At 42.9% G+C, this 26,383-nt stretch carries 21 protein-coding genes and 1 tRNA gene; 9 read left to right on the forward strand and 13 right to left on the reverse strand.

What is annotated here, in order from left to right; translation table 11 throughout:
* The first annotated feature begins 47 nt into the window (after positions 1 to 47).
* The 5 genes from HWQ23_RS13815 (at position 48) to HWQ23_RS13835 (ending at position 5,006) form a co-directional block, all read left to right on the forward strand.
* A complete protein-coding gene (locus HWQ23_RS13815) occupies positions 48 to 1,442 on the forward strand; it encodes a tetratricopeptide repeat protein (protein ID WP_292829135.1) in 1,395 nt (464 codons plus the stop codon).
* On the forward strand, positions 1,439 to 2,449 hold the full coding sequence (locus HWQ23_RS13820) for an aldo/keto reductase (RefSeq protein WP_292829137.1): 1,011 nt from the start codon (positions 1,439 to 1,441) through the stop codon (positions 2,447 to 2,449). The genes HWQ23_RS13815 and HWQ23_RS13820 overlap by 4 nt, the downstream gene beginning before the upstream one ends.
* Positions 2,450 to 2,549: 100 nt before the next feature.
* Positions 2,550 to 3,530 (forward strand): aldo/keto reductase, encoded by a 981-nt coding sequence (locus HWQ23_RS13825; RefSeq protein WP_292829139.1) that lies wholly within the window; start codon positions 2,550 to 2,552, stop codon positions 3,528 to 3,530.
* Positions 3,531 to 3,665: 135 nt separating this feature from the next.
* The gene (locus tag HWQ23_RS13830) at positions 3,666 to 4,307 is read left to right on the forward strand and encodes an HAD family hydrolase (protein ID WP_292829141.1); all 642 of its coding nucleotides are present in this window, start codon (positions 3,666 to 3,668) and stop codon (positions 4,305 to 4,307) included.
* 108 nt (positions 4,308 to 4,415) lie between these two features.
* Positions 4,416 to 5,006 carry an HD domain-containing protein gene (locus HWQ23_RS13835; protein WP_292829143.1) on the forward strand — a complete coding sequence of 197 codons (591 nt, stop codon included), beginning with the start codon at positions 4,416 to 4,418 and terminating at the stop codon, positions 5,004 to 5,006.
* 218 nt (positions 5,007 to 5,224) lie between these two features.
* On the opposite strand, the gene HWQ23_RS13840 is transcribed toward HWQ23_RS13835, so the two are convergent.
* The 5 genes from HWQ23_RS13840 to HWQ23_RS13860 form a co-directional block, all read right to left on the reverse strand.
* Positions 5,225 to 5,686: a GNAT family N-acetyltransferase gene (locus tag HWQ23_RS13840; protein ID WP_292829145.1), complete on the reverse strand. Its 462-nt coding sequence runs from the start codon at positions 5,684 to 5,686 to the stop codon at positions 5,225 to 5,227.
* A 48-nt stretch (positions 5,687 to 5,734) separates the two neighbouring features.
* Positions 5,735 to 7,180 carry a PQQ-dependent sugar dehydrogenase gene (locus HWQ23_RS13845; protein WP_292829147.1) on the reverse strand — a complete coding sequence of 482 codons (1,446 nt, stop codon included), beginning with the start codon at positions 7,178 to 7,180 and terminating at the stop codon, positions 5,735 to 5,737.
* A gap of 218 nt (positions 7,181 to 7,398) precedes the next feature.
* Complete coding sequence (locus HWQ23_RS13850) at positions 7,399 to 8,742, reverse strand: DVUA0089 family protein (protein ID WP_292829149.1); 1,344 nt, start codon at positions 8,740 to 8,742, stop codon at positions 7,399 to 7,401.
* Between the two features lie 810 nt (positions 8,743 to 9,552).
* Positions 9,553 to 10,359, reverse strand: coding sequence for a pentapeptide repeat-containing protein (locus tag HWQ23_RS13855; protein ID WP_292829151.1), 807 nt, complete (start codon positions 10,357 to 10,359; stop codon positions 9,553 to 9,555).
* Positions 10,360 to 10,369: 10 nt separating this feature from the next.
* A complete protein-coding gene (locus HWQ23_RS13860; RefSeq protein ID WP_292829153.1) occupies positions 10,370 to 11,011 on the reverse strand; it encodes a hypothetical protein in 642 nt (213 codons plus the stop codon).
* A gap of 742 nt (positions 11,012 to 11,753) precedes the next feature.
* Here HWQ23_RS13860 and HWQ23_RS13865 point away from each other — a divergent pair.
* Positions 11,754 to 13,553: a WD40 repeat domain-containing protein gene (locus HWQ23_RS13865; RefSeq protein ID WP_292829155.1), complete on the forward strand. Its 1,800-nt coding sequence runs from the start codon at positions 11,754 to 11,756 to the stop codon at positions 13,551 to 13,553.
* Positions 13,554 to 13,585: 32 nt separating this feature from the next.
* Here the strand turns inward: HWQ23_RS13865 and HWQ23_RS13870 are convergent, their stop codons facing one another.
* Together HWQ23_RS13870 and argC are read right to left on the reverse strand one after the other, a co-directional pair.
* Positions 13,586 to 13,915, reverse strand: coding sequence for a hypothetical protein (locus HWQ23_RS13870; RefSeq protein WP_292829157.1), 330 nt, complete (start codon positions 13,913 to 13,915; stop codon positions 13,586 to 13,588).
* Positions 13,916 to 14,044: 129 nt separating this feature from the next.
* Entirely contained in the window at positions 14,045 to 15,019 is a 975-nt protein-coding gene (gene argC / locus HWQ23_RS13875; protein ID WP_292829159.1) for an N-acetyl-gamma-glutamyl-phosphate reductase, read from the reverse strand.
* Between the two features lie 804 nt (positions 15,020 to 15,823).
* On the opposite strand from argC, the gene HWQ23_RS13880 reads away from it, so the two are divergent.
* On the forward strand, positions 15,824 to 16,948 hold the full coding sequence (locus tag HWQ23_RS13880) for a choice-of-anchor tandem repeat GloVer-containing protein (RefSeq protein WP_292829161.1): 1,125 nt from the start codon (positions 15,824 to 15,826) through the stop codon (positions 16,946 to 16,948).
* Between the two features lie 13 nt (positions 16,949 to 16,961).
* On the opposite strand, the gene HWQ23_RS13885 is transcribed toward HWQ23_RS13880, so the two are convergent.
* The 5 genes from HWQ23_RS13885 to HWQ23_RS13905 form a co-directional block, all read right to left on the reverse strand.
* On the reverse strand, positions 16,962 to 17,477 hold the full coding sequence (locus HWQ23_RS13885; protein WP_292829163.1) for a hypothetical protein: 516 nt from the start codon (positions 17,475 to 17,477) through the stop codon (positions 16,962 to 16,964).
* 110 nt (positions 17,478 to 17,587) lie between these two features.
* Entirely contained in the window at positions 17,588 to 19,102 is a 1,515-nt protein-coding gene (gene glpK, locus HWQ23_RS13890) for a glycerol kinase GlpK (protein WP_292829165.1), read from the reverse strand.
* Between the two features lie 436 nt (positions 19,103 to 19,538).
* Positions 19,539 to 19,611, reverse strand: a tRNA-Arg gene (locus HWQ23_RS13895).
* 65 nt (positions 19,612 to 19,676) lie between these two features.
* Positions 19,677 to 20,882, reverse strand: a complete 1,206-nt coding sequence (locus HWQ23_RS13900) for a murein hydrolase activator EnvC family protein (protein WP_292829167.1) — start codon at positions 20,880 to 20,882, stop codon at positions 19,677 to 19,679.
* A gap of 911 nt (positions 20,883 to 21,793) precedes the next feature.
* A complete protein-coding gene (locus HWQ23_RS13905) occupies positions 21,794 to 22,180 on the reverse strand; it encodes a hypothetical protein (protein ID WP_292829169.1) in 387 nt (128 codons plus the stop codon).
* A gap of 473 nt (positions 22,181 to 22,653) precedes the next feature.
* On the opposite strand from HWQ23_RS13905, the gene HWQ23_RS13910 reads away from it, so the two are divergent.
* On the forward strand, positions 22,654 to 24,558 hold the full coding sequence (locus tag HWQ23_RS13910; protein ID WP_292829171.1) for a chloride channel protein: 1,905 nt from the start codon (positions 22,654 to 22,656) through the stop codon (positions 24,556 to 24,558).
* 491 nt (positions 24,559 to 25,049) lie between these two features.
* On the opposite strand, the gene HWQ23_RS13915 is transcribed toward HWQ23_RS13910, so the two are convergent.
* Entirely contained in the window at positions 25,050 to 25,463 is a 414-nt protein-coding gene (locus HWQ23_RS13915) for an AbrB family transcriptional regulator (protein ID WP_292829173.1), read from the reverse strand.
* A 396-nt stretch (positions 25,464 to 25,859) separates the two neighbouring features.
* Here HWQ23_RS13915 and HWQ23_RS13920 point away from each other — a divergent pair, with 396 nt between their 5' ends.
* Positions 25,860 to 26,300, forward strand: a complete 441-nt coding sequence (locus HWQ23_RS13920) for an Rrf2 family transcriptional regulator (RefSeq protein WP_292829175.1) — start codon at positions 25,860 to 25,862, stop codon at positions 26,298 to 26,300.
* The last annotated feature ends 83 nt before the right edge of the window (positions 26,301 to 26,383 follow it).

Here is a 26,383-nt window from a genome sequence, read left to right on the forward strand (position 1 = left end):
CTTTTGCAAAGTAATCCTTGTAGCTGTGCAATGCTCTGGGAAAATCAATGGTAAAAGATTTATCTGGACTCGAAATTACTACCGATTCATCAGCAGTCGTAGATGCGATCAATAGCTTTGTCGATCAATTACTGTGCGTTGGTAACAATGCCCAAGTCATTCTCAAAGCAGTTGAAGCTGATCCGACTTGTGCGATCGCTAATGCTCAAGTTGCCGCCTTTTATTTGTTTGCTGGTGGTGTTGCCTTAACCCAGGCGACATCTTATCTGAATGCGGCGAAATCTTACCTGAAAAGAGCCAACGATCGCGAAAAACTTTATGTTGCCGCAATTGAAGCATGGGCAAACCGAGATATTGCTCAAGCGATCGCTCATCATGAAGCAATCGCCATTGCCTTTCCCCGCGATTTAGCCTCAGTGCATCTGGCCCAATACCACTATAGAAATTCCGGTAACAGTCAGGGAATGCTGCGGATTGCCGAAAAAGTTTTCGCCGCCAATCGTGACAACCCGTATATGTACGGGATGCTGGCCTTCGGGCTAGAAGAGTGTCATCGTTTAAAAGAAGCAGAAGACTATGGCCGAATTGCGATCGCCCTGAAACGAGATAACCGTTGGGCACACCACGCCGTTGCTCATGTATTAGAAACTCAAGGACGCTTAGAAGAGGGAATTACCTTAATGGAGAGCCTTAGCGATACTTGGGAATATGGTAGCTCGGTTTTTTATGGACACCTTTGGTGGCATACATCCCTTTACTACCTGGATATTGAAAATTTTGCCAAAGTACTAGAAATATATGACACCCGCATTTGGGGACGTGCCAAAAAAGACAATGGACGTGAGCAGATTAACGCGATCGCATTATTGCTACGACTGGAGTTACGCGGTGTAGATGTCGGTTCGCGCTGGCAGGAACTTGCTGCTTACCTGCAACCACGGCTACACGAACACGTCCTCGCCTTCCTGGATTTGCAATATATCTATGCACTCGCGCGGGGCGGTAAAGATGACTGGGCGGCACAGATGTTAGAGAGTATGCAAACTCATGCAGAGAAAGTTTTACCCTATGCGCGGCGTACTTGGGTAGAGGTAGGAGTACCAGCTGCTAGGGGGATGATTGCTTATGCTCGTGGGGATTGGAAGAGTGCGATCGCTCAACTAGAGCCAGTGTTACCCGATTTGTACTCCACAGGTGGATCTCATGCTCAACGAGATTTATTTGAGCAAATTTATCTTGATGCACTGATTCGCGATCGGCAGTATCACAAAGCCTTGAATGTCTTAGAAAAGCGCAATGCTGCCCGTGGCAATATTCCAGCGATACAAAGGGAATTAGCTAATACTTACAGCCAGCTAGGACACATCGATGAAGCACATCAAGCCTCTCAACTTGCTTTAGAACTTTCACAACGTTATCAAAAAGTGGAGCAAACAGTATGACGACATACGTAAATCTCGGAAAAAGTGGACTGAAAGTATCACGCCTAGCTCTGGGTACTATGACTTATGGTTCTCGTAAATTGCGAGAATGGGTGCTGGAAGAAGAAGAGAGTCGCCCGTTTATTAAACTAGCTTTGGAATTGGGGATAAACTTCTTTGACACCGCCGATGTTTACTCTTTAGGTGCCAGCGAAGAAATCCTGGGACGGGCACTGAAGGATTTTGCAAAAAGAGATCAAGTCGTCATTGCTACCAAAGTCTTTAGTAAAATCGGTGATGGCCCCAACGATCGCGGACTGTCTCGCAAACATATTTTTGACAGCATTGATGCCTCATTACGAAGGCTACAAACTGATTACGTCGATTTGTACCAAATTCACCGTTGGGACTACGAAACACCAATTGAGGAAACTCTAGAGGCGCTGCATGATGTAGTGAAATCAGGTAAAGTTCGTTACTTAGGAATCTCAAGTGTTTACGCATGGCAGTTCGCCAAAGCTCTTTACACGGCTGACAAACACGGCTGGACTCGCTTTATATCTATTCAAAACCATTACAACTTGGTTTATCGAGAAGAAGAGAGAGAGGTGATACCCTTATCTCTAGATCAAGGAATTGGGATTATTCCTTGGAGTCCTCTGGCGCGGGGTTTTCTGGCGGGGAATCGCAGCAAGGAAAGCTATGGCGAGACACTACGCGCTAAAACCGATGAATTTGCCCACAATCTCTACTATCAAGATTCGGATTTCCAAATAGTTGATCGCGTCGTAGAATTAGCCCAAAAACGCGGTGTTAAACCAACACAAATCGCCCTAGCTTGGTTGTTGCATCAACCGGGTGTGACGGCTCCAATTGTTGGTGCTAGTAAGATAGAGCATCTCAAAGAAGCAGTGGAAGCTGTGGATTTGCAGCTTTCCGATGAAGAACGCAAATTCCTTGAAGAACCTTACACACCTCATCCCATCTTAGGACATCAGTATCCAACCGCCTCCGCCAATCGTTCATAGCAATATCTCGTACTGGGGACTGGGGAAGAGGCAAGAGTTTTCCCCCTGCCTGTTTCCAATCCCTAATCCCCAATCACTAATTCCCAATTCCTAAAAACTTATGACATATGTAAATCTTGGTAAAAGTGGACTAAAAGTATCGCGCCTCGCTTTAGGCGCTATGACGTATGGCTCTCGCAAATGGCATGAATGGGTATTAGAAGAAGAAGAAAGTCGTCCATTCATTAAACTGGCTTTGGAGTTGGGAATTAATTTTTTTGACACAGCCGATGTATATTCTTTGGGTGTCAGTGAAGAAATCCTGGGACGGGCGCTTAAAGACTTTGCCAAAAGAGATCAAGTTGTCATTGCTACCAAAGTCTTCAATAAAGTCGGTGATGGGCCCAACGATCGCGGACTATCTCGCAAGCACATTTTTGATAGCATAGATGCTTCATTACGGCGGCTACAAACAGATTACGTCGATTTGTACCAAATTCATCGTTGGGACTACGAGACACCAATTGAGGAAACCCTAGAGGCACTGCATGATCTAGTGAAATCAGGTAAAGTTCGTTACCTGGGAATCTCAAGTGTTTACGCATGGCAGTTTGCTAAAGCCCTTTATCTAGCTGACAAACACGGTTGGACTCGCTTTGTATCTATCCAAAACCACTACAACTTGGTTTATCGGGAAGAAGAGCGAGAGATAATACCCCTATCTCTAGATCAAGGGATTGGGATTATTCCCTGGAGTCCTTTAGCACGAGGTTTTCTAGCGGGGAATCGTAAAAAAGAAGGCTTTGGGGAAACTGTACGGGCAAAAACTGACGAATTGGGTCATAGTCGCTACTATCAAGATTCGGATTTTCAAGTAGTCGATCGCGTCGTAGAATTAGCCCAAAAACGCGGTGTTAAACCAACGCAAATCGCCCTAGCTTGGCTATTGCATCAACCGGGTGTGACGGCTCCGATTGTTGGTGCTAGTAAAATAGAGCATCTCAAAGAAGCCGTGGAAGCTGTGGATTTGCAGCTTTCCGATGAAGAGCGCAAATTCTTAGAGGAACCCTACAAACCTCATTTCATCATAGGGCATCGCTAGCTTGAGATTTTAAACTGCCGATGTCCGCAGATAATTATCTAAAATCATCTGAGTTTATCGGCGGTTTAAATTTGGAATGGTATTAGTGGCAATGTTTGTGATAAATCCGTAGTTGACCAAGAATCAATAATACGAGTGCGAACAGAACTGGTTATTTTTGACTGTGACGGAGTGTTAGTAGACAGCGAGACATTAGGCAATCGCGTTCTTGTCCAATTTGTCGCAGAATTCGGACTCGCGTTGGAGCTTGAAGAAGCCATTTTATTATTCAAGGGTTGCAAAATGGCTGATTGTGTTGCTGTCATTGAGCAAAGGCTTGAGCAGAAATTGCCGCCAGATTTTGTGACTCAGCTTCGTGCCCGCACTGCCGAAGTATTTGAGCATGAACTGCTTCCTGTGGAAGGAATAGAGGCAGCTTTAGACAAAATTAATCTACCTATCTGCGTTGCTTCTAGTGGGCCACTGGAAAAAATTAAGTTAGCTCTACGTGTCACTAACTTACTACCTCGATTTGAAGGACGTATCTTTAGCTCCTATGAAATTGGAAGCTGGAAGCCAGCACCTGACTTATTCTTATATGCAGCTAAAAATATCGGAGTTCAACCTTCGTTTTGCACTGTTGTAGAAGATAGTGTTTTGGGAGTGCGTGCAGGTGTTGCCGCTAGTATGAGAGTTTTAGGGTACACCAATCAGAGTGAGGCTACTTTACTAGAGTCATTTGGAGTAACTGTCTTTGACTCTATGTGCCAACTGCCTTGTTTACTGTCATACCATTAGTTTATAGGTTGGGTAACGATCGCAAAATCTAACCCAGATAACTTAACTGAGTTGGAAAAAATAACTCACATTGAATAAACAGAGAATTTTGAGATCGGGAGTAATGTAATGTCATCATCTACAAAAAGGCATATTGCCACCTATACACGAATGGCAGATGGAACAAAAGAGGATTATCTGCTGTTAGAGGAACACTCTAAGCCTCGGTTGAATCAGGTTGCCGATCGCGCACTGACACTTTTAGTTGGCTTACAAGAGAATTATCCAGGAAATCTGATCGATCGCTATCAGCATTCGCTACAAACGGCAACACGGGCTTTTCGGGATGAGGCACAAGAAGATGTCGTGGTGGCTGCATTACTGCACGATATTGGAGATTTACTAGCACCCGTAAATCACGCAGAGCTAGCAGCAGCCATCCTCAAACCTTATGTGAGTCCAGCTACCCATTGGATAATTGAACATCATGGGATTTTTCAAGGCTATTATTTCTGGCATCATACAGGAGGCGATCGCCATGCTAGAGAAAAGTTTCGAGGTCATCCTTACTTTGAGCGCACTGCTGAGTTCTGCCATAAGTGGGATCAAGAATCATTTGATCCAAACTATGATACTTTGCCTCTGACTTTCTTTGAGCCAATGGTACGTCGAATCTTCGCTCGTGAACCTTGGGGCCAGCATACAAAACAGGAATCTTAATCAGGCAGGAGGGAAGAGGGTTTTAGCATCGTTCTTCTTTTCTTATATAGTTATGTCTATTTGTGCCTTTCTACTTATCTGGATGAAATGACACATTTACAGGACTTACGCAATCAAAACTTGAAACCTCGATCCCCCCTAACCCCCCTTAAAAAGGGGGGAACTTGAAAGCCCCCTTTTTAAGGGGGTTGGGGGATCTCTTCTGCGTAAGTCCTGATTTAGTCAAAGCGATCGCACTCAGGTATCCAGTAATATTCCACATTCGGTTGACCGTTGATTTTGTTTATTGACAGTTTGCCCACTTTGAAACCATGTCGTTCGTAAAAAGCACAGGCTCGGATATTCGCTTGTAATGTGTGAAGCTCTAAAGCTTGGGGACAAATTGCTTTAGCTTTATCAAGTAATGCTGAACCAATACCCTGATTTTGGTAAGTCGCATCTACAAACAGCTGGCTTAACCATTGTTCCTGTTTGATGACTACAACAAAACCGACAATCTGATTTTCAACTTCAGCCAGCCAAACATCCCCGCGTGCAGCGAGATCATCACGAAATCGAGCTTTCCATAAGGAATATGGCTGTGGATGTTTAATATGAGAAAATGTTTCATGCCAAGTTCGATACCACAGCTGAACGGTATCTTCTAAATCATCTAATTGATAGAGACGAATCGTCACCACGATATGGCAAGTTAGTTTTAAAGTACTAATTTCAAGTTTGTAGATCGTTTACTTAGTGGGCATAGAGATTTCCCAAATTCCTTGATTTCCACCATATTCCAAAACATAAATCTTATTGCCGATAATCTCATCATCAATGGGATTACTAAAACCTTGGACAATGCGCGTGGCGTTAAGTTTATAGTTGGTAGTTCCTACTTTAGTTAACTTTAAATGCAGTAAGTCTTGACCGGCATCTTTAAAAGGGCCTGGTATTTTATCGCCAGTAGGGTCGCCTATCGTCCAACTCAACATGAATCCATCTCTCTTGAATTCTGGACTCATTACTCCTTGTGTATCAAAAACTAAGCCCAAAGGAGAACGGTGTGATGTAAAACTGCTCACACTTTGCCCAAGAACACTGGCGTCTTTGATTTTGCCATCTAGAGGATCGCGGTAATTGTCTGCATCCGGCCCAAAATTAGGAATTGGTTCAATTAAGTTAGTAGGCCGAATCGGAAAGGTTGGATCGTTACGAAAGTAGCCTTTTGTGACTGCGCCAAATAAGGGGTTTAATAAACGGTCATTTGCAGGATTATAATTGGGGAATTGTTGGGGATTGTCTGTCCCACCAATACGCCAGGGAAAGCCGTAATTACCACCTAGACGTAGCCAATTTAATTCTTCTGACATGTCGCGATCGGGGCCATTTTCTGTACCAAATAAATCCCCATTGGGTGCAAAAGCCATATCGAAAGTATTACGTGTTCCTTCTGCAAAAATATAGCCAGCTGTCTTTAAGGTGGCTCGATTGTTTGCCAGAAAGAGATTTTTGCCATTAGTAGGAAGGCGGATTATACAGGCGGTTAATCCTACTTCGCGAGTATTGGGATATAGACCATTAGCAGACTGAACCTCACCATGATCAGTACGAGAACCGCTATTCACATAAATAAAGTTACCATCCGGGCTAACAACCACGCCGTTGAAGCGATGGTCATAGGCTGTTTTGCTTTTGGGATAGGCTGCGCTCTTAGCTAAGATAGACCAGATACGTTGTCCTGTACTCGAATTAATTACGCCTTTAACAATAATAGCTTTCGTCTGGCTATTCCCAACGTCTGCATTGCCAACCAAATAAATTGTACCGTTAGGACCAATGGCCATACCTTCAGTCTCAGCTAGACTATGATTACTAGAGTTGTAGACACGCGTACTAGTAGAAGCGGCTAAATTGACTTGATAAATCTCACCATTTTGTTTGAGGTAATAGAGGGTATTGTTTCGTGGATCTTTTGCAATCCGAACAGAAGGAGAAACCGATAACGTATTGATAATGTTGCGAATCTTAATATCAGGACGCAGGGCTTGAGGTGCAGCATTTACTTCAGTAATGCCATGATTTAATATAACTATTGCAAATAGCAGCGTTTTGGCAGCTAAAAAGCACCTTTTAAGAGCTAATTTCGCGATAAATCTGCGTTGAACTTGGTTGGATGATTTAGTGTTCTTCATTATTTCCTTGATAAAATAGTCAGATGATTTTGTTGTTAAATCTTCTTGATTAGGGGAAAATTTTAGAGATTAGAAGGTGAAATGAGCAATCGATACTAGCTTATAAATAGTCTCTTGTTGGGTAAGGGGGAACACGTCGTTATCTCCCTTTAGCCAGCAGTAAAAGTATCCTTCAATCAGCCTTCTAATGTCACTACTCCCTAAAGTTGATAACGTTCTTATGCCAAACTAACTTTTAGCGTATAAGGAACAGAGTTACTGTCACTAGAGCCAGAGAATGTTCCGCCATTTTGAGGGAAGAAAGCATATTTGCTGACTGAAATTGAGTACGTTCCAGCACCTAGTGAAGCGGTGATTAATGACCCAAAATCCGGGCCACTATCGTCGTCACTTTGCAGTAAAGTCCCAGCATTGTTAAACAGGCCAATAACTGTATCATCGGTTGTCACCGTACTGATGGTGACAACTTTTGGATTTGCTAGAGAAAATGTAAAAAAGTCGAAATCGGGATTGTCCCCCGGTTGAACTGTTACTAACTCACCTGAGAGATTAACGTCTGAGCCTGATGATAAAGAACCCAACCCTTCAGCGCTAGTTAGTGTATTGTTTGTAGCTTGTCCAGCATTTTCCCGCTCATAGAAAAGGAAGTCGTTACTATCAAGTCTAAGGTTCACTCTCCCTTGGACAATGCCTATAATCTCATCTGGCTCTGTTCCAGGTTTGTCTAAGAATATTTGTGTGTTGGCTCCAACAGATTGCAGGCGGTAGTCTTTTGGAGAGCCTTTGAGTTCTATTTGATCTTCATTAGGGTTGAAGTCAGTAATAGTAGCCAAGTCCCCAAAACCCGCATTCGTAGTGTTTTTATCGTCGTAGTAGACATTTCTAGCGTCCCCAAGGACAAATCTATCTAGCCCAACCCCCCCAGTTAAGATATCAGTCTCCCCTAATCCAGGTGGGAGTGGACTACCAGGATAAACACCGATAAGGATATCGTCTCCAGACCCCCCATTCAGTATGTCATTGCCAGGCCCACCCTGTAAACTATCATTGCCGTCACCACCATTGAGGGTATCATTGCCGAAATTACCATCTAAGGTGTCATTGCCTCCGCCGCTATTCAGAGTGTTGTTAGCCCTATTACCAAAGACGAAGTTATTAAGACTGTTACCTGTGCCGTTGATGCCGCTAGTTCCGGTCAACGTCAGGTTCTCTAGATTGACACCCAGTGTGTAGGTGACAGAAGACCGGATGGTATCTGTACCGGAATTAGCAGCCTCTGTAATGGTATCAGCAGCACTGTCAATGATGTAAGTGTCATCGCCCACTCCCCCATTTAAGCTGTCAGTACCCAAGCCGCCATCAAGTGTGTCATTGCCAAGACCACCGATTAAACTGTCGTTTCCCGTCCCGCCAAATAGATTATCATTACCAGCCGCACCATTCAGTGTGTCGTTACCAGACAAACTATTAGCATTACCACCATTAGCCCAACCATATATCGTGTCATCTCCCGAAGTCCCATTTCTGGTATCAGGAGCTGTACTGCCGTAAATAACTGCCATATTATCTTTCCTGAATTTCTAGCTAGTGCCTAAGTTCGGACTCAGTCAAACAACTGCTAGATAAGTTCAATTTGGATTACTTAAAACTGTAAGTTTAAATACAGATGCTTTTCTTAACCTTATTAATATTAATACTACTTAGACAATATTAATTATTGATTTGGTTAGTTGATTATACAAATGGTAAGTAATTGGGTCAAAATTCATTTATTTTAATTATTTTCCCGATGTTTTTTGATTTTCAACTCACCTGTAATTATTTAATTATCATGAAGTACAAGGTTACATCAACTTCTTTACCAAATCTTAAAAATCTAAAATTTGTGATTTTTAATACTGTTAGAAAGGTTTATAAACTTTAATTAAGTCTTTTTTCAAACATACTGTTTTCTTTAGTAGATTTTTCAACTTCATACCGGATTTTCATTAAGTTAAGTTTCAATATCATTTTTTGTTTGTAAAAAAAATACATTTCTATTATAGAAAGACATTTTAAAACACATAAGTTAAATTAATGGATTATCCAGAGCGTTTTTGAGCTTAATCACACTTAAGCTTTACATAAATTTTATATAGCTAGGACTTACGCATTGACAAAAAAACGAAAATATGTATAGTCGAAAAACCCATATCTTTCATAGGGGCAATTCATGAATTGCCCCTACGCACGGGTATATTTAGCATCAAATAATGATTAATAAAAGCCTAAAACGACCTATTTTGGTAAATTCAGACCATGATTAGTTTGTACAGTGCGTAACAGCTTAATAGCTTATTCTGCCAAGACATGCCCCAAAGCATGGTGGTAAACTAATTGTGCCTTGAAGCGTCAGGCATAATTGCCTCCTGAAGATTTGCGCCGTTGAGGTGAGCTAACCTAAGGTCTGCTCCTCTAAGGTTAGCTCCTCTGAGATTCGCCCCTGCCAAATTCGCGCCTCTAAGGTTAGTCCAACTCAAATCAGCTTGACTCAAATTAGCTTCACTTAGGTTAGCCCGCAGCAGATAAGCACCAGTGAGGTGAGCTTTGTTCAGATTAGCTTTGTAAAGGTCAGTTTCATAAAGATAAGCCCCTAACATTTCCGCCTCGTATAAAGTTGCTTCGCTGAGGTCAGCCGCAATCAAGTTAGCTTCGGTGAGGTTGGCAAAAGAGAGATTAGTCCGTATTAGCTTCGCTGCACCTAAATCGGCATCTCTCAAGTTGGCACCTCTTAGGTCTGTTCCAATTAGATTAGCATGAGCGATCGCAGCGCCTCTAAGATTCGCCTCACTCAAGTCAGCTCCAATCAAATTGGCATGACTCAAATCTGCCTGCGTAAGTATAGCACCACTCAAGTTAGCAACACTCAAGTTAGTATCACTCAGGTTAGCTTCAACGAGGAAGGCTTTGTGGAGGTTGGCACTACTGAGGTCAGCACCACTGAGGTTTGCTCGCACGAGTAAAGCATTACCCAAATCCACCTTGCTCAAGTTTACCCCCTGGAGGTTTGCGCCTCTGAGGTTATCGCTTTGCAGATTTGCGGCACTGAGGTCTGGTTCAATCTGAGGATTTTTCTTTCTCCACTCAATCCATGTAACTGCACCTGCTTTGAGTAAAGCTAGATGCTCTCGATTTGCCATTTTCTCTCCTTTACTCCTGACGCCCACCCAGAGGATTTACCCGACCAGCTACACTTTCAATCGCCGTTAACGCTCCCTGAGCGCCTGCTAGAATATCTTGTTCTTTTCCACCTAAGTAAAGCCGTCCAAAGCTACCTACAGCTTGAACTTCAAGAATGTTAATCGCCGCCGCTTTCTCAGCTTCATTCGCCGCGAGTGCGGCGTAAGCAGCAGGCTCGACTTCTAATACATACAAAGTTTGTCCTGCTAGTAGTAGCTGTCCTCGGCGGGTGCGATTAATAAGTTGTGTTTGGTAAGCATCGATGTTGCGGATAATCTGGCTAGAAATAACACGCGGTTTCAGACATTCCTCTCTTCGGACTCCCAGTAACCCCAAAATAGCTTGACCAGCAGCTCGCGTTTCGCCTTGGGAGCTAGAATGAACTTCCAATAGTCCGTACAGTCGTTCAACTACCTGTACTCCCGGACGGACAGAGGCAGCTTTCAGGGCTACATCCGTAATCTTATTAATTTCGATACCAGGAGAGATTTCAATCCACAGTGATGTATCCCCTGGTAATGGTAAGAAGCCTTGAGCTACTGTTCCCATATATGCTGCATGTTGAGGTTGCAGGCTGTCGAGAAATACGAAACTGCGTAGCTCTATTCCCAAGATTTTGCTCTCCAGTCATAAGGGTAAAAGTTATCTATTGCAAGATATGAGCGCCTAACTTGGGGTATTTTAGCCACAAGTGAAGGATGGAAAAACACAAACTAGAAAAATTTTGCTGTCGATAAATTTTACACCTGAGAAGTACTTTGGCAGTAAAAACCGCCTTGACAATTGTACAGGTTTTATTAGGCACAAATCGAGCAGTGCTTGGGTCGATTTACTGTTAAAGTTGATGTTATACTCAGTACCTTGGCGTCAGGTTGAGTTAAGAGGTTGTTTGAAAAGTCTAATTTGTTACTAGCCCTGGCGACTAGAAGTCGCGGCTACACAGACAAAACCCACCTCCGTGGGTTAAAACCTTGATGAGTGTATTAGTCCACGGAGGTGGACTTTGCTTTGTGTAGTAGCGTTCGCGTCAGCGTGCCGGAGGCTCTATTCTATTCGCCCAATACTAGAAGTCGCGGCTACACGAGACAAAACCCACCTCCGTGGGTTAAAACCTTGATGAGTGTATTAGTCCACGGAGGTGGACTTTGCTTTGTGTAGTAGTGAATTCTATTCGCCCAATACTTTTTAAACATCCTCTAAGTGCGATCGCTCCACCATATTTTTCTACCACAATTTGACGAGCAATGTCTGACAACAAGCGGCTTTGCGTCTCAATCCGGTAAAGATATCAGTTAGCTAGCTAAAGTGTAAATGATGGGTACACTCAAATAGTCACATATCTTTGAAGATTTCTATGGGCGCTTCTTACGGTTCTATTCACATTCGCTCAACCGACACTGAAGAAATTGTAGAGATTGTAAAAAGGCTTGTTGCACAAGGAAAACAAAAGGTTTTAATTTCTCCATGTATTAACGGTTGGATTAGTGTCTATCCTTCACAAGATTCTACAATTACTGCTGCGATCGCCCAGCAATTTCCTGGACATTTGCTCTATCTCATTCTTCATCATGATGATTTTTTCTATTACGCCTATTACAGAGGACATCAATTGGTTGATGAATATAGTTCCGAGCCAGACTATTTTGGGACTATATCCAGAGAACATAAAGCACAATTGCGTGGAAAGCCGGAAGTATTTGCAGATTTACTAGCTGAACTACCAAACAATCAAACAACCATTGAAGAGATTGCTGAAGTGTTGACAGTTCCCTCTGAAGAAGAACGTGAGGAACTCTATCAAAGAAGCCTAGAAATATTGGAAAGTTTACAGTCAGATGCAAACAGTTCTGACATGAGCGAGATGCCTCATGATGAAGTTTTTCAAGCAGCAAAACAATTTTCTGATTTTGCTCAACTTTTCAACATCAGTAATGCTTCAACTCGCTATGAATATCTTCAGAATGATGAGGATGAAGATATTGAACGATGGGAAGAATTTGTTCACATTCCAGATCCCTCAATTGAATTAGCACAGAAGCAGAGAGAAAAAGCCAGGATAGATCAAGCTCTAACTGAATTAAATATAGCAGGGATCTTATTAGTTACAGTGTCCAGTCCTACTGCTAATAGGCATTTTCCGCACGTACCAATTTCTGTCCCTGACCAGACAAGTGGGTTTTTTATAGGTTGGCGTGGACATGACAATCAACCTCTTGAAATAAAACACTACATTGCACCTTGGAATGATGAACCAGCAAATCTTGATCTACCGCTAGAAGAAAATGCTTATGTGATGCAAGTTAGCCCATCTGGAAAATTTTTGGCAGTAGGTCATGCTAGCGGATCTTGGCAAGCAACTTTATATGACTTGGAGCAAAAACAATTGCTGAAAACAATTCCTCATGTTCGAGCTACTAGCAGTGTTCAATTCACTCGAAACGAGGAAATTCTAGTCAGCCGATCAGAGAACGAAATTATCCTCACTTCTATTAAAAATTCACAGCAGATTGCAGTAATTAAAGTTGGGCATGGGTCTAAAATTGCAATTCATCCAGATGGTCGTTACTTACTGGCTGATGATCAGGGTAAATCAAAATTAGCTATTATCGATTTGAACACTCAAAAAGTAGTCAAAATCTTATCAACCGCAGCATTAGACAGGACAGCATGGATGGCTAGTGTCCAACGAGGTGAAGGAGTAAATGCCTTTTCCTCTAACGAAATGATTGTCAAAATGGACTTTAGCCCAGATGGACGGTGGTTACTCTGTGCAATGGATAAAGGAGTGCGAGTGTTTAAGTGGAATGAGGTTTTCTTGTCAGAGAGCAAATTACCACTCCCCATCGTGGCTTCTTCTAGTGAGGTTATCACTGTTGGCGATCGCGGTAGTCGAATGGCAACAACTTATGATATTGCTTTTGACTGGCAGCGCAATATCATACTTTCTTGTGGACTAGAGGGCAAGGTCAAGTCTCTTGACTTAGCGACTGGAGAATGTAAAGTTTTATTGGAGTTACCTGGAAGACCAGCCATTATCCAATTAGACCTATCTCGTGATTTGGCTACCTTGTGTACACATTCAATACGGGATATGTTTGAGCGTAAACAAGAGCCGTTTATCGTCCAAATATGGAATTATTTAGGACTTGCCTAAAGCTTTGCGAGTTGCCGCGATCGCACTTTCAATTAAAGTTTTGTAGGGTGGGCATATTGCTTTCTCATTTCAGTAGATTTAGCAAGCAAAAAGGCATATTGCTTTCTCAAAATGCTTAAATGCTTTCTCATTTCGGTAGATTTAGCAAGCAAAAAGGCATATTGCTTTCTCAAAATGCTTAAATGCTTTCTCATTTCGGTAGATTTAGCAAGCAAAAAGGCATATTGCTTTCTCAAAATGCTTAAATGCTTTCTCCTTTCGGTATATTCAGCAAGCAAAAAGGCATATTGCTTTCTCATTTCGGTATATCGCGCATTCATTTCCGTAGATTCAGCAAGCAAAAAGGCAGATTGCTTTCTCAATTTGCCTTTTTGCTTTTTAAAATGAGCAATTTACGCACTCATAATAGTTATTGCTGTCTTGCACAAGCCATTAGTCATTGTGCATGGAGTAAAAGTCTTACTGCTTTTTCCCTATTGCTTAACGCTCTTTCATAACAATCCCAACTCTTCTGGAAAGCCTAGCATGATGTTTAGGTTTTGGATTGCGGCTCCCGATGCGCCTTTGCCTAAGTTGTCGAGACGAGCAACTAGCAACGCTTCTTTGGTGGTGTCATTGGCGAATACAAAAACTTGAACAATATTAGTGCCGTTGATTGCGATCGCATCCAGAAACGTTCCGTCTCTCAGCAGAGTAGAATCTTGGAATGGAGCAACCTGGACAAATTTTTCACTTTGGTAGTAGTTAAGAATTACTTGATGAATAACCTCACCTGATGGTGGATTATCCAAAGTCCCCAACGGCAAAGGAACTTGAACCAGCATCCCTTGCTCAAAATCTCCCACTGCCGGTACGAATAGCGGCGGCAATGCTAACTCTGAGTAATGATGCATTTCCTTGACGTGCTTATGTCCAAACTGCAAACCGTAGATGCCATAAGGATACAGCGACTCTGCTCCAGCTTCCTGTTCGTGGAAGGTATGGTATTGTTTGATCAGATTCTTTCCGCCACCAGAGTAACCTGACACTGCATTAACGGTGATGGGAAAATTACTCTTTAAAATTCCCTTGGCAATCAACGGACGGATACAGGCTAAAAATCCTGTGGGATAACAGCCTGGATTGCTGACATACTGGGCGCTGGCGATTTTCTCTCGCTGTCCTGGATTTAGTTCAGGGAAGCCATATACCCAGTCTTTAGCTGTGCGGTGGGCACTACTAGCATCCAGGATCTTAACCGTATTACTACTGACTAAATTCACAGCTTCGCGGGCTGCGTCATCAGGCAGGCAGAGAATGATCACATCGACGGCATTGATTAGTTTGGCTCGCTCAGTTGCATCCTTACGTAAGGATGGATCAATGCTAACTAACTCGATGTCATCACGTTGGCTGAGGCGTGAGTAAATCTGTAAGCCTGTGGTTCCCGATTCACCATCAATGAAAATCTTCGGTTTAGTAGTCATGCGTTTCTTATATATGAGTAATATTTGGGCTGATTAATACTTACTTGATCTCTGATAAGGGACTGACAAAAAAAATACTCAACTACTTATTTATTGTGGGGTGGGCCGGAAAGCCCGCCTTTGGCTAAGGGCGGGCTTTCCGGCCCACCCCACAAGAGTTTTTTTCAAAAATCAAATCGGATTTCCATCGCAGAGGTAAAAATTTAATTAAATTTTTTTTGTGTTGCTCACGACATCTAAAAAATAATGAGTATGTTATTCTACTTACCGAGATCATAAATGATCAAATTTCAGCAATTAACCTAAGTGTGAATACAGGCATTGCGGTGTAGGCAGCCAGAAGATTTCTGAATTCTTCCTGAGCAAGACTATACCAAAATTCCTGGTGAGTTCTCACTAAAAGCTAGTTTAAATAATGAATCTATAGTACCTGATATCACAAATTAGTTGTGAAAAGCAGCTACTACAAAATCCGTTATGTCAAGCTATTATAGCTGTTTTCAATTGTATGGAATACATATATGTTGAGGAGTGCAAACTCTTGCGCTCCATAGCGTATTGCATCCATAGGAAAATCGCTATATCCAGCCTGACGGGAGATTCATAAAAATAAATCGAAGAGCCATTATTAACGCTCACAGTGAAACGACCTTCTGCGGAGCAGTTTCCGAACGCGAGTGCGTCTTTTTCAGAAAAAGGGTAGGCTCTTCGACTTATCTACTGCTAAGTGGCCGAGCAAATTTTTGTAGGAGTTAAGTGAACAAGATGAATCTGTGCAAACAACGTCAAAGCAAGAATAGGGTATTGATTTTAACTTCCCTGGCTGTGTTAGCGTCTCCATTAGTATTGCCCTTGCAACAAGCCTTTGCAGGAACATTAACGACCGTTGTAAATTTCAACGGTACTAATGGAGCGGCCCCAAGTGCAGGCGTGTTTGCAGGCAGCGATGGCAATCTTTATGGAACTACTTCCGCAGGTGGTTCGCAAAGTAAAGGAACAGCATTCAAATTAAGTAGTCCTACTTTTAGTACTCTGACTACACTAGTTAACTTCACTGGAGCCAATGGAACTAACCCAGTTGCAAGATTATTCCAAGCAAGTGATGGCAATCTATATGGTGCGACCTTTACAGGCGGTACAAATAACCTCGGTACGTTGTTTCAGTTGAAAAAAACAACTTTTACAAACTTGACAACTCTTTGGAATTTCAATGGCACTAATGGAGCCAAACCAGCAGGTCGATTGATTTCAGGTAGCGATCGCAACTTGTGGGGGATAACTTCTGCCGGTGGGGTCAACAATAAAGGAACTGTATTCAAGATTCCGCTAACTGGTGGTGTCCCCACTGTCCTAGTTAACTTCAATGGTACTAATGGAGCAACTCCATTAGCAAGGTTGCAATTAGGTAGTGACGGAAACTACTATGGCACCGCCTCAGCAGGTGGAGCAACTAATAAAGGTGTGGCATTCAAGTTAACTCCCGCAGGAGCAATAACTTCATATAGCTTTAGTGGTGCTAATGGGCAAAGTCCCCAGGCTGGATTAATTGAATCTGATAAATTTATCTATGGCACGACTTCGCTGGGTGGAGCCAGTAATAAAGGAGCTATATTCAAGGTTCCGCTCGGTGGCGGTACACCGGTTTTAGTTGCCAGCTTTAATGGCACCAATGGGGCTAACCCCACAGCTGCACTCACAAAAGGAAGCGACGGTAACTTCTATGGCACAACTTCTACAGGTGGTGCAAATAATAAAGGAGCCATCTATCGGTTGACTGGAGGAACCATCACTTTGTTATTTAGTTTTAATGGCACAAATGGGGCAACTCCGCAGTCCACGCTAATTCAACTTGCTAATGGTGCATTTTACGGTACCGCCTCTACTGGTGGCGCTTCTGGACAAGGAACCGTGTTTAAATTTACACCATAATCTCAAAGACGACCTACGTGCAAAATAAATAGTAGAACGTAGATTTTTCCACTTTCAGATAGTCACGCTTACTGACTATTTGAAAGTGGAAAAAGTAGGAGTTATTTTGTGCAGCTACCATTTCTGCAATGCATTGTCCCAATAGAGATTTTAAATCTGATTTTTTCGCTTCAACTATGACAATTGCAGGTGCTTCTACCGTTAATTGTTCAGGTGAACGGCAAAGCAAGAAGCCACATACACCGTTGAGTCCAATACTCGCATCAACGTTAAACTCTTCCCCGGAAAACACGCTAATTGATGAATTGAAGATGCGCCGCACTTCCAGCAATACAGGATTAATTATCACCTCTGAACGAGCTTTTTCTGTATCTACTGCGTTCGCCCACGGTAAATCGTCTAAAATACCTTGCAGTCTGAAACTTGGAGTAATTCGTTCAATTGAGTCTGGGAAAAAGCGGACTCCTTCCACAGTACTCAGGTGAAAATCTTGTTTGACTTTGTTAATGGTGAATTGACTGTAGGGCATGAGAAATAATTCTCCATCAATTTGCTTGATTGTAATAGATTGTTATTTTTTCCTTCGCCCTCCCCCTTTCATGCTAAGAATTTTCGCTTCAACTCGTTTTTGATGAAGGGCTAGTCCTCCCAAGCGAGAGTGCGTTTGACTGCCTTTTGCCAAGTCGCAAAGTTGGACAAGGGGAAATTGTGCGCCGGCTCAAACACACGCTCAATCTGCCGTTGCTGCACCAATGCTTCATGGCTCTGCCAAAATCCTACAGCTAAACCTGCTGCAAATGCTGCGCCCAGAACGGTCGTATCACGCATTATCGGACGTTCAACTGGAATACCCAACACATCAGCCTGAAACTGCATCAGGAAATTATTCTCGCAAGCACCACCATCTACGGTTAATCGCCCAACTGGAGTACTGCTAGATGCATTTATCGCCTGCACCACCTCCAGAACTTGATAAGCGATCGCTTCCAACACGGCGCGAACTAGATGCTCTGGTTCTACACTGGCGGTAATGCCGAAAAAGGCTCCCCTGGCGCTCATATCCCAGTAAGGTGCGCCCAATCCACTAAATGCAGGCACAAAGTAGACTCCGCCATTATCTTTTACCTGATTTGCCATCGCTTCAGTTTCAGCAGCAGTTTTAATCAGCTTCAGGCGATCGCGCAACCATTGGATACAAGCCCCACTAGTAAACATACTGCCTTCAAGAGCATAGCCTACATCTAAATTATCCCTTGACTTCCTTTGCGTCCATGCCACCGTGGAAATTAGTTGATGCGGCGACCGCACAATTTGATTACCTGTATGAGCTACCAAAAAGCTACCAGTACCATAAGTACATTTGATCATACCGGGGCGATCGCAGCCATGACCAAATAGAGCCGCTTGTTGATCTCCCAAGATGGCAGTGATCGGAATTTCAGCGCCCAACAAAGTCGCATCAGTAACTCCAAATAGTCCTAAACTCGGCTGAATCTGGGGCAAAATATCAGCCGGAATTTGAAACAGATCCAATAAAATCTCATCCCATTCACAGGTTTTGAGATTCATCAACATTGTCCGGCTGGCGTTGCTGTGGTCAGTAGCATGGACTTTCCCACCTGTGAGGTTCCACAACACCCAGGTATCAATAGTTCCGGCTAAGACATTGTTCAGGTCAATATCGGTAAAATTGTCTAATAGCCACCTAAGCTTGGTAGCAGAAAAGTAGGCATCGATAATTAAGCCGGTGCGATCGTAAATTTCTTGAGCGTAGCCTTGCTGTTGTAACTGATGGCAAAGGGGAGCAGTGCGGCGATCTTGCCAGACGATCGCTCTTTGGAGTGGTTTACCAGTAGTTTTGTCCCAAATCAAACAGGTTTCGCGCTGCACAGTTAGTCCCAAGGCTGCGATCGCGGATGGAGGAATCTGGGCATTCCCAATGGCAGTTTGCATCACCCAACAGGTATCCTGCCAGATTTGTTGAGGGTCATGCTCTAACCATCCAGGCTGAAGATAATACTGAGTTAGTTCTTTGTATGCCTGTCCAACAATCTGGCCGTCTGCGTTAAACACAAAGGCGCGGTTGCCTGTTGTACCTAAGTCCAGTGCTAAGATGTAACCCGATGATGGAGTTGTGTTGCCAAGTGTGTGCATAGGCGCTTTGACATGCCGCGATCGCGATTTTAGCAATACACGTCAAATCAGATATACATTATTTTGGGTACATTTTGAAGATAAATAATCAAATATAAAATATTTTTCTTATAAGACAGTTTATCTAAGCAATAAAAATTAGAGGGGCGATTATTTTCCCCTTCAGATATTATTATTTTTGAATTTTGAATGCGTGAATTTTGAATTGTTATGAGCTGTAAGCAAAAATAGCTCAAATCCCTTGTTTAGTAGGTTCTTAGGAATTATCAGACAGAGCTTTTATAGAGAACCTATAACCCAAAGTATATTAATAAGTATTAGTTATAATTTTTTTATATTCTAGCTATGCATCGTCATCTCCTTTCATGGGGTAAATTGGGTTTATCCCTTGAGAGAAAAGAACCTTTCGATTTTGTCGTTAGTCTTGTAAAGGTAACGAGCGCGGAGGGATTTGAACCCCCGACCCACAGAACCGGAATCTGTTGCTCTATCCACTGAGCTACGCGCCCTTAGTCTCCCAGATTATAGCACATCTGTGATCAAATTTGCAGCCGAGAAAAACTTGCTTTCTGCGTTAAAGATAATTAGCTGGGTCTACGGGTGTGCCATCTCGACGGACTTCAAAGTGCAGGTGGGGGCCAGTTGAGAAACCTGTGGAACCGACAGCAGCGATCGCTTGTCCGCGTTCAACTGCTTGTCCTTCGGTAACATACAACTCGCTGGTATGCCCGTACAATGTAGTCATGCCATTACCGTGATCGATAATTACCGCTCTGCCATAACCACCATACCACCCAGCAAAAATTACTGTTCCCGAATCGGCTGCCCGAATTGTGCTACCATAGCTAGCGGCAAAATCCAACCCGGCATGAAAGCGACGATAGCCGAGGATTGGGTGCATCCGCCAGCCAAAGGGACTGCTAGTAGGAGCATCGCTAGGATATGTCATTACACCAGTTCCCCGAATGATCACACTTGTACGGCTGTTGGTTTTTGCTTGCGCTTCTTCTGCTGCTCTGGCTTCTTCTACCTTTTGTTGAATCAAGACTTCCAGATTTTTGGATTCCCTCTCTAGCTGATTTTGGGCTGCTTCCAAGGCGAGGCGATCGCTATTGAGGCGTTGAATCAATTCTGATTGCGATTGCGCCTGAGCTTGATAATCGGCTTTTTGTGCCAGCAGTTGCTCACGAATTAAGGCAATTTCGTTTTTTTGCTGTTCTACTTCCGTTTTTTGTTTATTGATCTGCTTTGCTTGGGCGTTGAGTTTTACCAAAATTTGCTGGTCTGCCTGATACACTAACTTCAACTGATAACGGCGGCTGATAAAGTCGCTGATATTTTGACTTTCGAGCAAAACTGCCCATCCAACAGATGCAGGCGATCGCTGGAGATAACGCAATCGTGCTACTGTTGCTATTTGCCGCTTTTCATAGTCACGTTCTGCTACTGCTAAATCAGCTTCTAACTGCTTCTGGCGTTGGGTGGCGAGTTGTAATCGTAATTCGCTCTCTTGAAGATAGTGATCTGTGGTTTGCAAATTTTGCTTTAAACCAGTGAGGTGTTTTTCGGCTCCTTGTTGGAGATTTGTTAAGCGATCGCGATCGTTAACCACACCCTGCTGCTGCTGGTTCATTTGTTGCTGCTGTTGTCGCAGAGTATCAATAGACCCTGTGGGCGTTGCGTAGGCTGGAATTAATGCTAAACCAATCCACAAAATGCAGCAAAATGCAATAGATAAACAGCAATAAATCTGCTGTTTTCTGAGAAATCGCGCTCTCATAGTGCGAACCTAACCAAAACAATGTTTTCAAACACTATGAGGATTATTCCCAAAATCTGATTCACCCACTCCAACACCATGTCTCAAATTGGTCTGCCAAGTTGTAACACAAAGATTCCATTTGTGTCAGCATTGGGCAGATATATCACAATACGGTGGCTTAAGGCTAAAAAATAAAACTGGTGTAGGGAACCCAACATTATCAAGGATTTGTTGGGTAACGCTTAAGCTCAATCCAACCGACTATTCTAGGACTTACGCACTGTACAAATGCATCGTGATCTGCAATAAATTCTATTGAGGAAGTTTTCAGGCTTTTGTTAATTATCCTGCGATGCCTACGGCGGTAAACTACGTAAATTGACGATACTGTAGGGGTAAAGCGCATTGCTAAACCCCTACGAAAGATATGGTTTTTAACCTTGATTCATATTTGGTATTTCTTGTCAATGTCTAAGTCCTATATTCTTCTTAACCCAAGCGTATTAAGGTATATCAGCCGATGAGATGTATGAACGCACGTATAGCAATTCTCTTAATTACCTTAGTTTTTCCAGGTTTGGTGGTGGTGGGAGTATAGTGAATACGGTTCGGATAAGGTTTTTTGATGATACGCCGCTAATCGCAAAGACGCGATAAATCGCCGTCTTTACAATAATCAGTCCTTTGTAGAGACGGCGATTTATCGCGTCTCTTGCCTTAACCGAACCGTATTGGGAGTATAGTTATATTGGTTGGCTCTCGATTATGATCCAGCGAATAAGTTGAGTGTTCCACTAGGACGGGTCTTTAAGCGGACATAATCTAAAACCGTGTCCTATTTGGGGCAATAAGACACGGTTTCACAGCAGTATTTACTTATAAAATTACAAAAATCAAAGTAGAATTTGATTTATACCAAAGTAATCCATTTACTCAAGTTTGTTTCCTGGTTCATTAACTTTCTCTGTTGTGGGAAAGATTTGGCGATCATAGTTTGTCCTTTCCTGAGTCAGGGCGATCGCACTAAAGAAAATAGCACTTCCTACAGCCAGAGCGATCATCGGACGCTTAAGCAGGACAAAATCTCTGATAATCCTAGCTAAAGGGTGGCTTTGACGACGTAGCGACGAAGACAACATCAATTGTCTCCAAGTAAATGGATCGCGCACATAATGACCGCTTTGGCAAACTACTAGCCGTTCCTGACAATAGGGACAGCAAAATAAGCCCATCCGCGTTTTAATTGGTTTGGGCGTAGCATTTCTTTGGCAAATTGGGCAAGTAACATAATGATTATCAAAGGTGTGTATATTCATTTACCTCATCCGCCTAGTCCATTTACTCGCTCTATAACAATAGCTATATTGAATTGGGATCAATACTTAGCAGACTTCCAAGTATGGTCTGACATCAGCCATAAATCATACATATATTGTATTACTATCAAGGGTGGCTGAATGGTCGCAACACGAGTATAGCTAGATTTAGGCAAGCATGACTCCTAGTTAATGTTTGCAGGTGCGTCCACCCAGCGCCCAAAAACTCTGTTGTCTCTAGAAAGAATCGCGTTGGTGCTGACTCCCACCCCACTAACCATCGTTAACCCTTAAATAATAATTGTCTCCCATTTAACCATTGTTCCCACAAAAATTTTGCACAATCACATTTTTTACTAAAGCTTTATAAATCAAGCAAATAAAGTCTACTTGTCTGGTTGCTAAATAATGGCTCACAATGAGAAGTAACAGATAAAAATTTAAATTTTTTCTTACATTTACCCCGCCTCTGAATGACTCTCTTGCCTCCCACTCAACTGAGGAAGGTAACGGAACAACCTGCCTTTCCTACACCTTCCGCTCGTTTAGCTCACCTAATTAATCGTTTTCAACCATCCCCAGAAACAGTTGTGCTGTTTTTAGCCATGCTTATTGGCGGTGGTACGGGTATGGGTATAGTCACCTTTCACTATTTAATCCAGCTAATTCACCAGCTGATGCTGGAAAATTTAATGGGTCAAATCGGCGTCTGGGGTGCTTGGACTTTAGCCTGCGTTCCCACCCTTGGCGGATTAATCGTTGGCTTGATGCGCTGGCGCACTCAAGACTTTGGCCCCGGACTTTCATCTTTGATCGCCGCTTCCCAAGGAACAGAGATTAGGCGACCACTACGACCAGTTACGAAGATGCTGGCTGCATCTGTTTCTTTGGGGAGTGGTGCTTCTTTGGGGCCAGAGGGGCCGAGTGTAGAAATTGGTGCAAATTTTGGGATGTTGTTGTCTGTGATCTTAAATGTATCTCAAGAACGACAACGTTTGCTGTTGGGTGCTGGTGCGGCGGCTGGACTTGCGGCTGGATTTAATGCTCCCATCGCTGGAGTATTTTTTGCCCTAGAGGTGGTGATGGGAGCTACATCTTTCGCTACTTCTGCTGTGAGTGTGGTGCTGCTAGCGGCGGTGGTAGCAGCATTAATTGCCCAAATTGGTTTGGGGACACAACCTGCTTTTGATTTACCTGTTTACCAAGTCCGCAGTCCTTTGGAATTACCCCTTTATCTTGGCTTGGGTTTAGGGGCCAGCCTAGTTTCTCTGGCTTATACAGAATCAATTCGTTTAGCAAAAGCCTGCTTTGCTGGGAAGGTTCCCGGTTTTGCTTTTTTGGGACGAATTCCTAAGCCGATTCATCCGATTATTGGCGGTGTAATCATTGGCGCAGTTGCTTTGCAATTCCCGCAAATTCTCGGTGTCGGTTATGAAACTGTAGAAGCAATGCTTCAGGATGTGGAGTTTCCACTCTACCTGTTGGTGGTGCTGTTGGTGGTGAAGTTATTGATGACTGCAATTAGTACAGGTAGTGGTTTCATTGGCGGTTTGTTTGCACCAGCAATGTTTTTAGGTGCTTCTTTTGGATCAGCTTACGCGAAAATTTTGGCTGTGGTATTCCCGGCAATTTGCGATCAGATGGCGGCTCCCCCGGCTTACGCAATGGTAGGAATGGCAGCAGTGCTGGCTGCTAGTGTCAGAGCGCCGTTAACCGCTATTTTAATGCTGTTTGAATTAACCCGCGACTATCGGATTGTTTTACCGTTGATGGCAGCTGTGGGTTTGAGTGTTTGGCTAGTGGAAATGATTAAACCAACTTTTAACTCTAACTCTAATCTACAACAAATTGGTCTTTCGGAATTGAAAGATGAAAAAGCGGAAATGTTGCAGCAAATTTTGGTAGAAGATGCCATGTACCCCTGTCCAAAAAAGCTACCTGCAACCCTTGGGGTGTTAGATGCAGCTGTGGAAATGACACGCGATCGCGTCCGCAGTGCTTTAGTAATTGATCAAGCAGAGCAATTAGTTGGTATACTTTCTCTGGAAGATATTAACCGTGCCCTTGCTATTGGGCAAACTTACCCAAATTCCCTAACTGAAATTCCAGATAATTTATCCAGTCAAACCCTGATAGATATTTGTACTACTGAAATCCTCTACGCATGGCAGGATGAACTATTATCTGAGGCTTTAGACCGGATGAGTCTGAGAGGTTTGCATCAATTACCAGTGGTTGCACGAGACAAACCCGATCGCATTTTGGGTTTACTAGAAAGAGAGCAAATTGCACTCACCTGCAATTTAGCAGTTACGCGCAAGGCACTTCGCCACTATTTACCAGTCTTACCCACCACAGATATAGTTATTAATAATTAGTCAAGGGTGAATCAATTTAGGATTTTAGATTTGCGATCGCATAGCGTTAGCGAGATCCGAGCGTCTTTTAGATTGACTGCACCCACAAGGGAGAGCGACTGCGGTGGACGGCTTCCTCAGTATAAAGCAAGTGCGTTGGGGCATAAACCAAAAAACAATCTAAAATCCAAATTTGGCATCCTCAAGGGTCAAAAATCTTGGGCTTTTGATTAATGACTCTTGAGTGCCAATTTAGATTGAAGAAAAGGCGGTTTTCGCTTCATGCTGGATTAACGTGCCACTATGCGCTTTTACCCTTTGTGGGTGACACAAATCCCAAATCTTCAACCCCATCCGTTTATTGGTGGGGTCAATCCAAAATCCCAAATTGTTCGACTGAGCATCTTTCTTTGCCCGTAGCTCTGTCGTTCGCCTCCAGTTCCGTAGGGAAGCGTCACACCGTGAAAGTCTAAAGTCTAAAATCTGTTGACTTTGGACTCTTGACTATATTATTAAGCCGTGGCTTCTATGGCTTCACCATCTTCTTGATCTTCTGGATCTACCTGTCTCAGACGAATGTGCTTTTTGCCTAAAGTGATCAGAAACTCATCTCCTGGTTTAAGATTCATCTGTTTTGTGTAAGCTGAACCTATAAGTAAGTTACCATTCGATTGCACACTAATTCTATAGCTAGCACTACGTCCACCACGCCCATTAGCGCTGGGTGTACTGTCCAACTGAATGCCTTCAGCATCAATTAGGGCATTTAAGAACTTCATCATATTGACGCGCTCTATACCGTTTTTGGTAATGGTATAGTAGCCGCACTTTTTGGCTTTGTCTTCTTTGCTCTCACTCTCTAGCTCTTTGACTTTTTTGAGCAGTTCTTCCCCAAGTAGGGGTTCAATTTTTTTCAGTTTAGGCATCAACTTAGGTCGAAAAGGAATGTTTGAAGTGTTTGAATCGATTTTATTTTAGCTGAGGTTGAGCTAATAGGAACATAATCCTTTAGTTTTTATCTCAACATAGCCAAGTATATTACACTGTTCGGCACAATTGTTATGTGATTAACAATATTCCCAAGACAATCTATTTTAGAGAATGCTGGCAATGCTGATAACTATATATATAGTTTGTGAATCACTGCTAGACTATACAAGTTTTAAGTTTTCTAAACTAACGCTCAAAAGGTTGTCCAGTTGCTGAGGATGATAACTGAGTCAGAGAATGATAAGCAAAACTGAATCCTTAGTCATTGGTCATTAGTCATTGGTTATTTACAAAGGAAAAAGGACAAAGGACAAACAACAAAGCTGGCCAAAATGAAACTAACGACCAGAGGACACTATAGTGTGAAGGCATTGCTAGATTTGAGTTTACAGCCAAAATATGGCCCTGTATCTGCCAGAGCGATCGCCAAACGCCAAGATATCCCAGCTCCTTACCTGGAAAAATTACTAATAGAAATGCGTCGTGCTGGGTTAGTGAAATCAATTCGTGGTAGCATCGGCGGATACCAATTGGCAAGAGAGCCTGTAGAAATATCTATAGGACAAATTTTAGAAGCAGTTGGCGAGACTAGCCATTTACCCCATCACACCCCAGCACCGGCACAAGCTGAAGATTGGGTAACATTTAGCCTCTGGCAGAGACTCAACCAAAAGCTCAAAGAAGCTTTGTACAGTATTACTCTGGCAGACCTTTATTATGATGCTCGTAGCCGCCAAGCTTCCCTTGGGGAAGAGGCTAGTTTTGTGGTTTAGTCAATAGTCAATCGATTTTGGATTTTGGATTTTGGATTTTGGATTGAAACAGACCACCTTTGTTACGGGGCTTGGGAATTTTG

The sequence above is a fragment of the Nostoc sp. JL33 genome, from assembly GCF_017114985.1.
Taxonomy (GTDB): domain Bacteria; phylum Cyanobacteriota; class Cyanobacteriia; order Cyanobacteriales; family Nostocaceae; genus Nostoc.

Excerpts from the sequence above, each read along its gene's own strand:
- HWQ23_RS13815 (WP_292829135.1), top strand. The coding sequence starts at position 48 with ATGGTAAAAGATTTATCTGGACTCGAAATTACTACCGATTCATCAGCA.
- HWQ23_RS13820 (WP_292829137.1), top strand. The coding sequence starts at position 1,439 with ATGACGACATACGTAAATCTCGGAAAAAGTGGACTGAAAGTATCACGC.
- HWQ23_RS13825 (WP_292829139.1), top strand. The coding sequence starts at position 2,550 with ATGACATATGTAAATCTTGGTAAAAGTGGACTAAAAGTATCGCGCCTC.
- HWQ23_RS13835 (WP_292829143.1), top strand. The coding sequence starts at position 4,416 with ATGTCATCATCTACAAAAAGGCATATTGCCACCTATACACGAATGGCA.
- HWQ23_RS13845 (WP_292829147.1), bottom strand. The coding sequence starts at position 7,180 with ATGAAGAACACTAAATCATCCAACCAAGTTCAACGCAGATTTATCGCG.
- HWQ23_RS13850 (WP_292829149.1), bottom strand. The coding sequence starts at position 8,742 with ATGGCAGTTATTTACGGCAGTACAGCTCCTGATACCAGAAATGGGACT.
- HWQ23_RS13855 (WP_292829151.1), bottom strand. The coding sequence starts at position 10,359 with ATGGCAAATCGAGAGCATCTAGCTTTACTCAAAGCAGGTGCAGTTACA.
- HWQ23_RS13865 (WP_292829155.1), top strand. The coding sequence starts at position 11,754 with ATGGGCGCTTCTTACGGTTCTATTCACATTCGCTCAACCGACACTGAA.
- argC (WP_292829159.1), bottom strand. The coding sequence starts at position 15,019 with ATGACTACTAAACCGAAGATTTTCATTGATGGTGAATCGGGAACCACA.
- HWQ23_RS13885 (WP_292829163.1), bottom strand. The coding sequence starts at position 17,477 with ATGCCCTACAGTCAATTCACCATTAACAAAGTCAAACAAGATTTTCAC.
- glpK (WP_292829165.1), bottom strand. The coding sequence starts at position 19,102 with ATGCACACACTTGGCAACACAACTCCATCATCGGGTTACATCTTAGCA.
- HWQ23_RS13900 (WP_292829167.1), bottom strand. The coding sequence starts at position 20,882 with ATGAGAGCGCGATTTCTCAGAAAACAGCAGATTTATTGCTGTTTATCT.
- HWQ23_RS13905 (WP_292829169.1), bottom strand. The coding sequence starts at position 22,180 with ATGAATATACACACCTTTGATAATCATTATGTTACTTGCCCAATTTGC.
- HWQ23_RS13910 (WP_292829171.1), top strand. The coding sequence starts at position 22,654 with ATGACTCTCTTGCCTCCCACTCAACTGAGGAAGGTAACGGAACAACCT.
- HWQ23_RS13915 (WP_292829173.1), bottom strand. The coding sequence starts at position 25,463 with ATGCCTAAACTGAAAAAAATTGAACCCCTACTTGGGGAAGAACTGCTC.
- HWQ23_RS13920 (WP_292829175.1), top strand. The coding sequence starts at position 25,860 with ATGAAACTAACGACCAGAGGACACTATAGTGTGAAGGCATTGCTAGAT.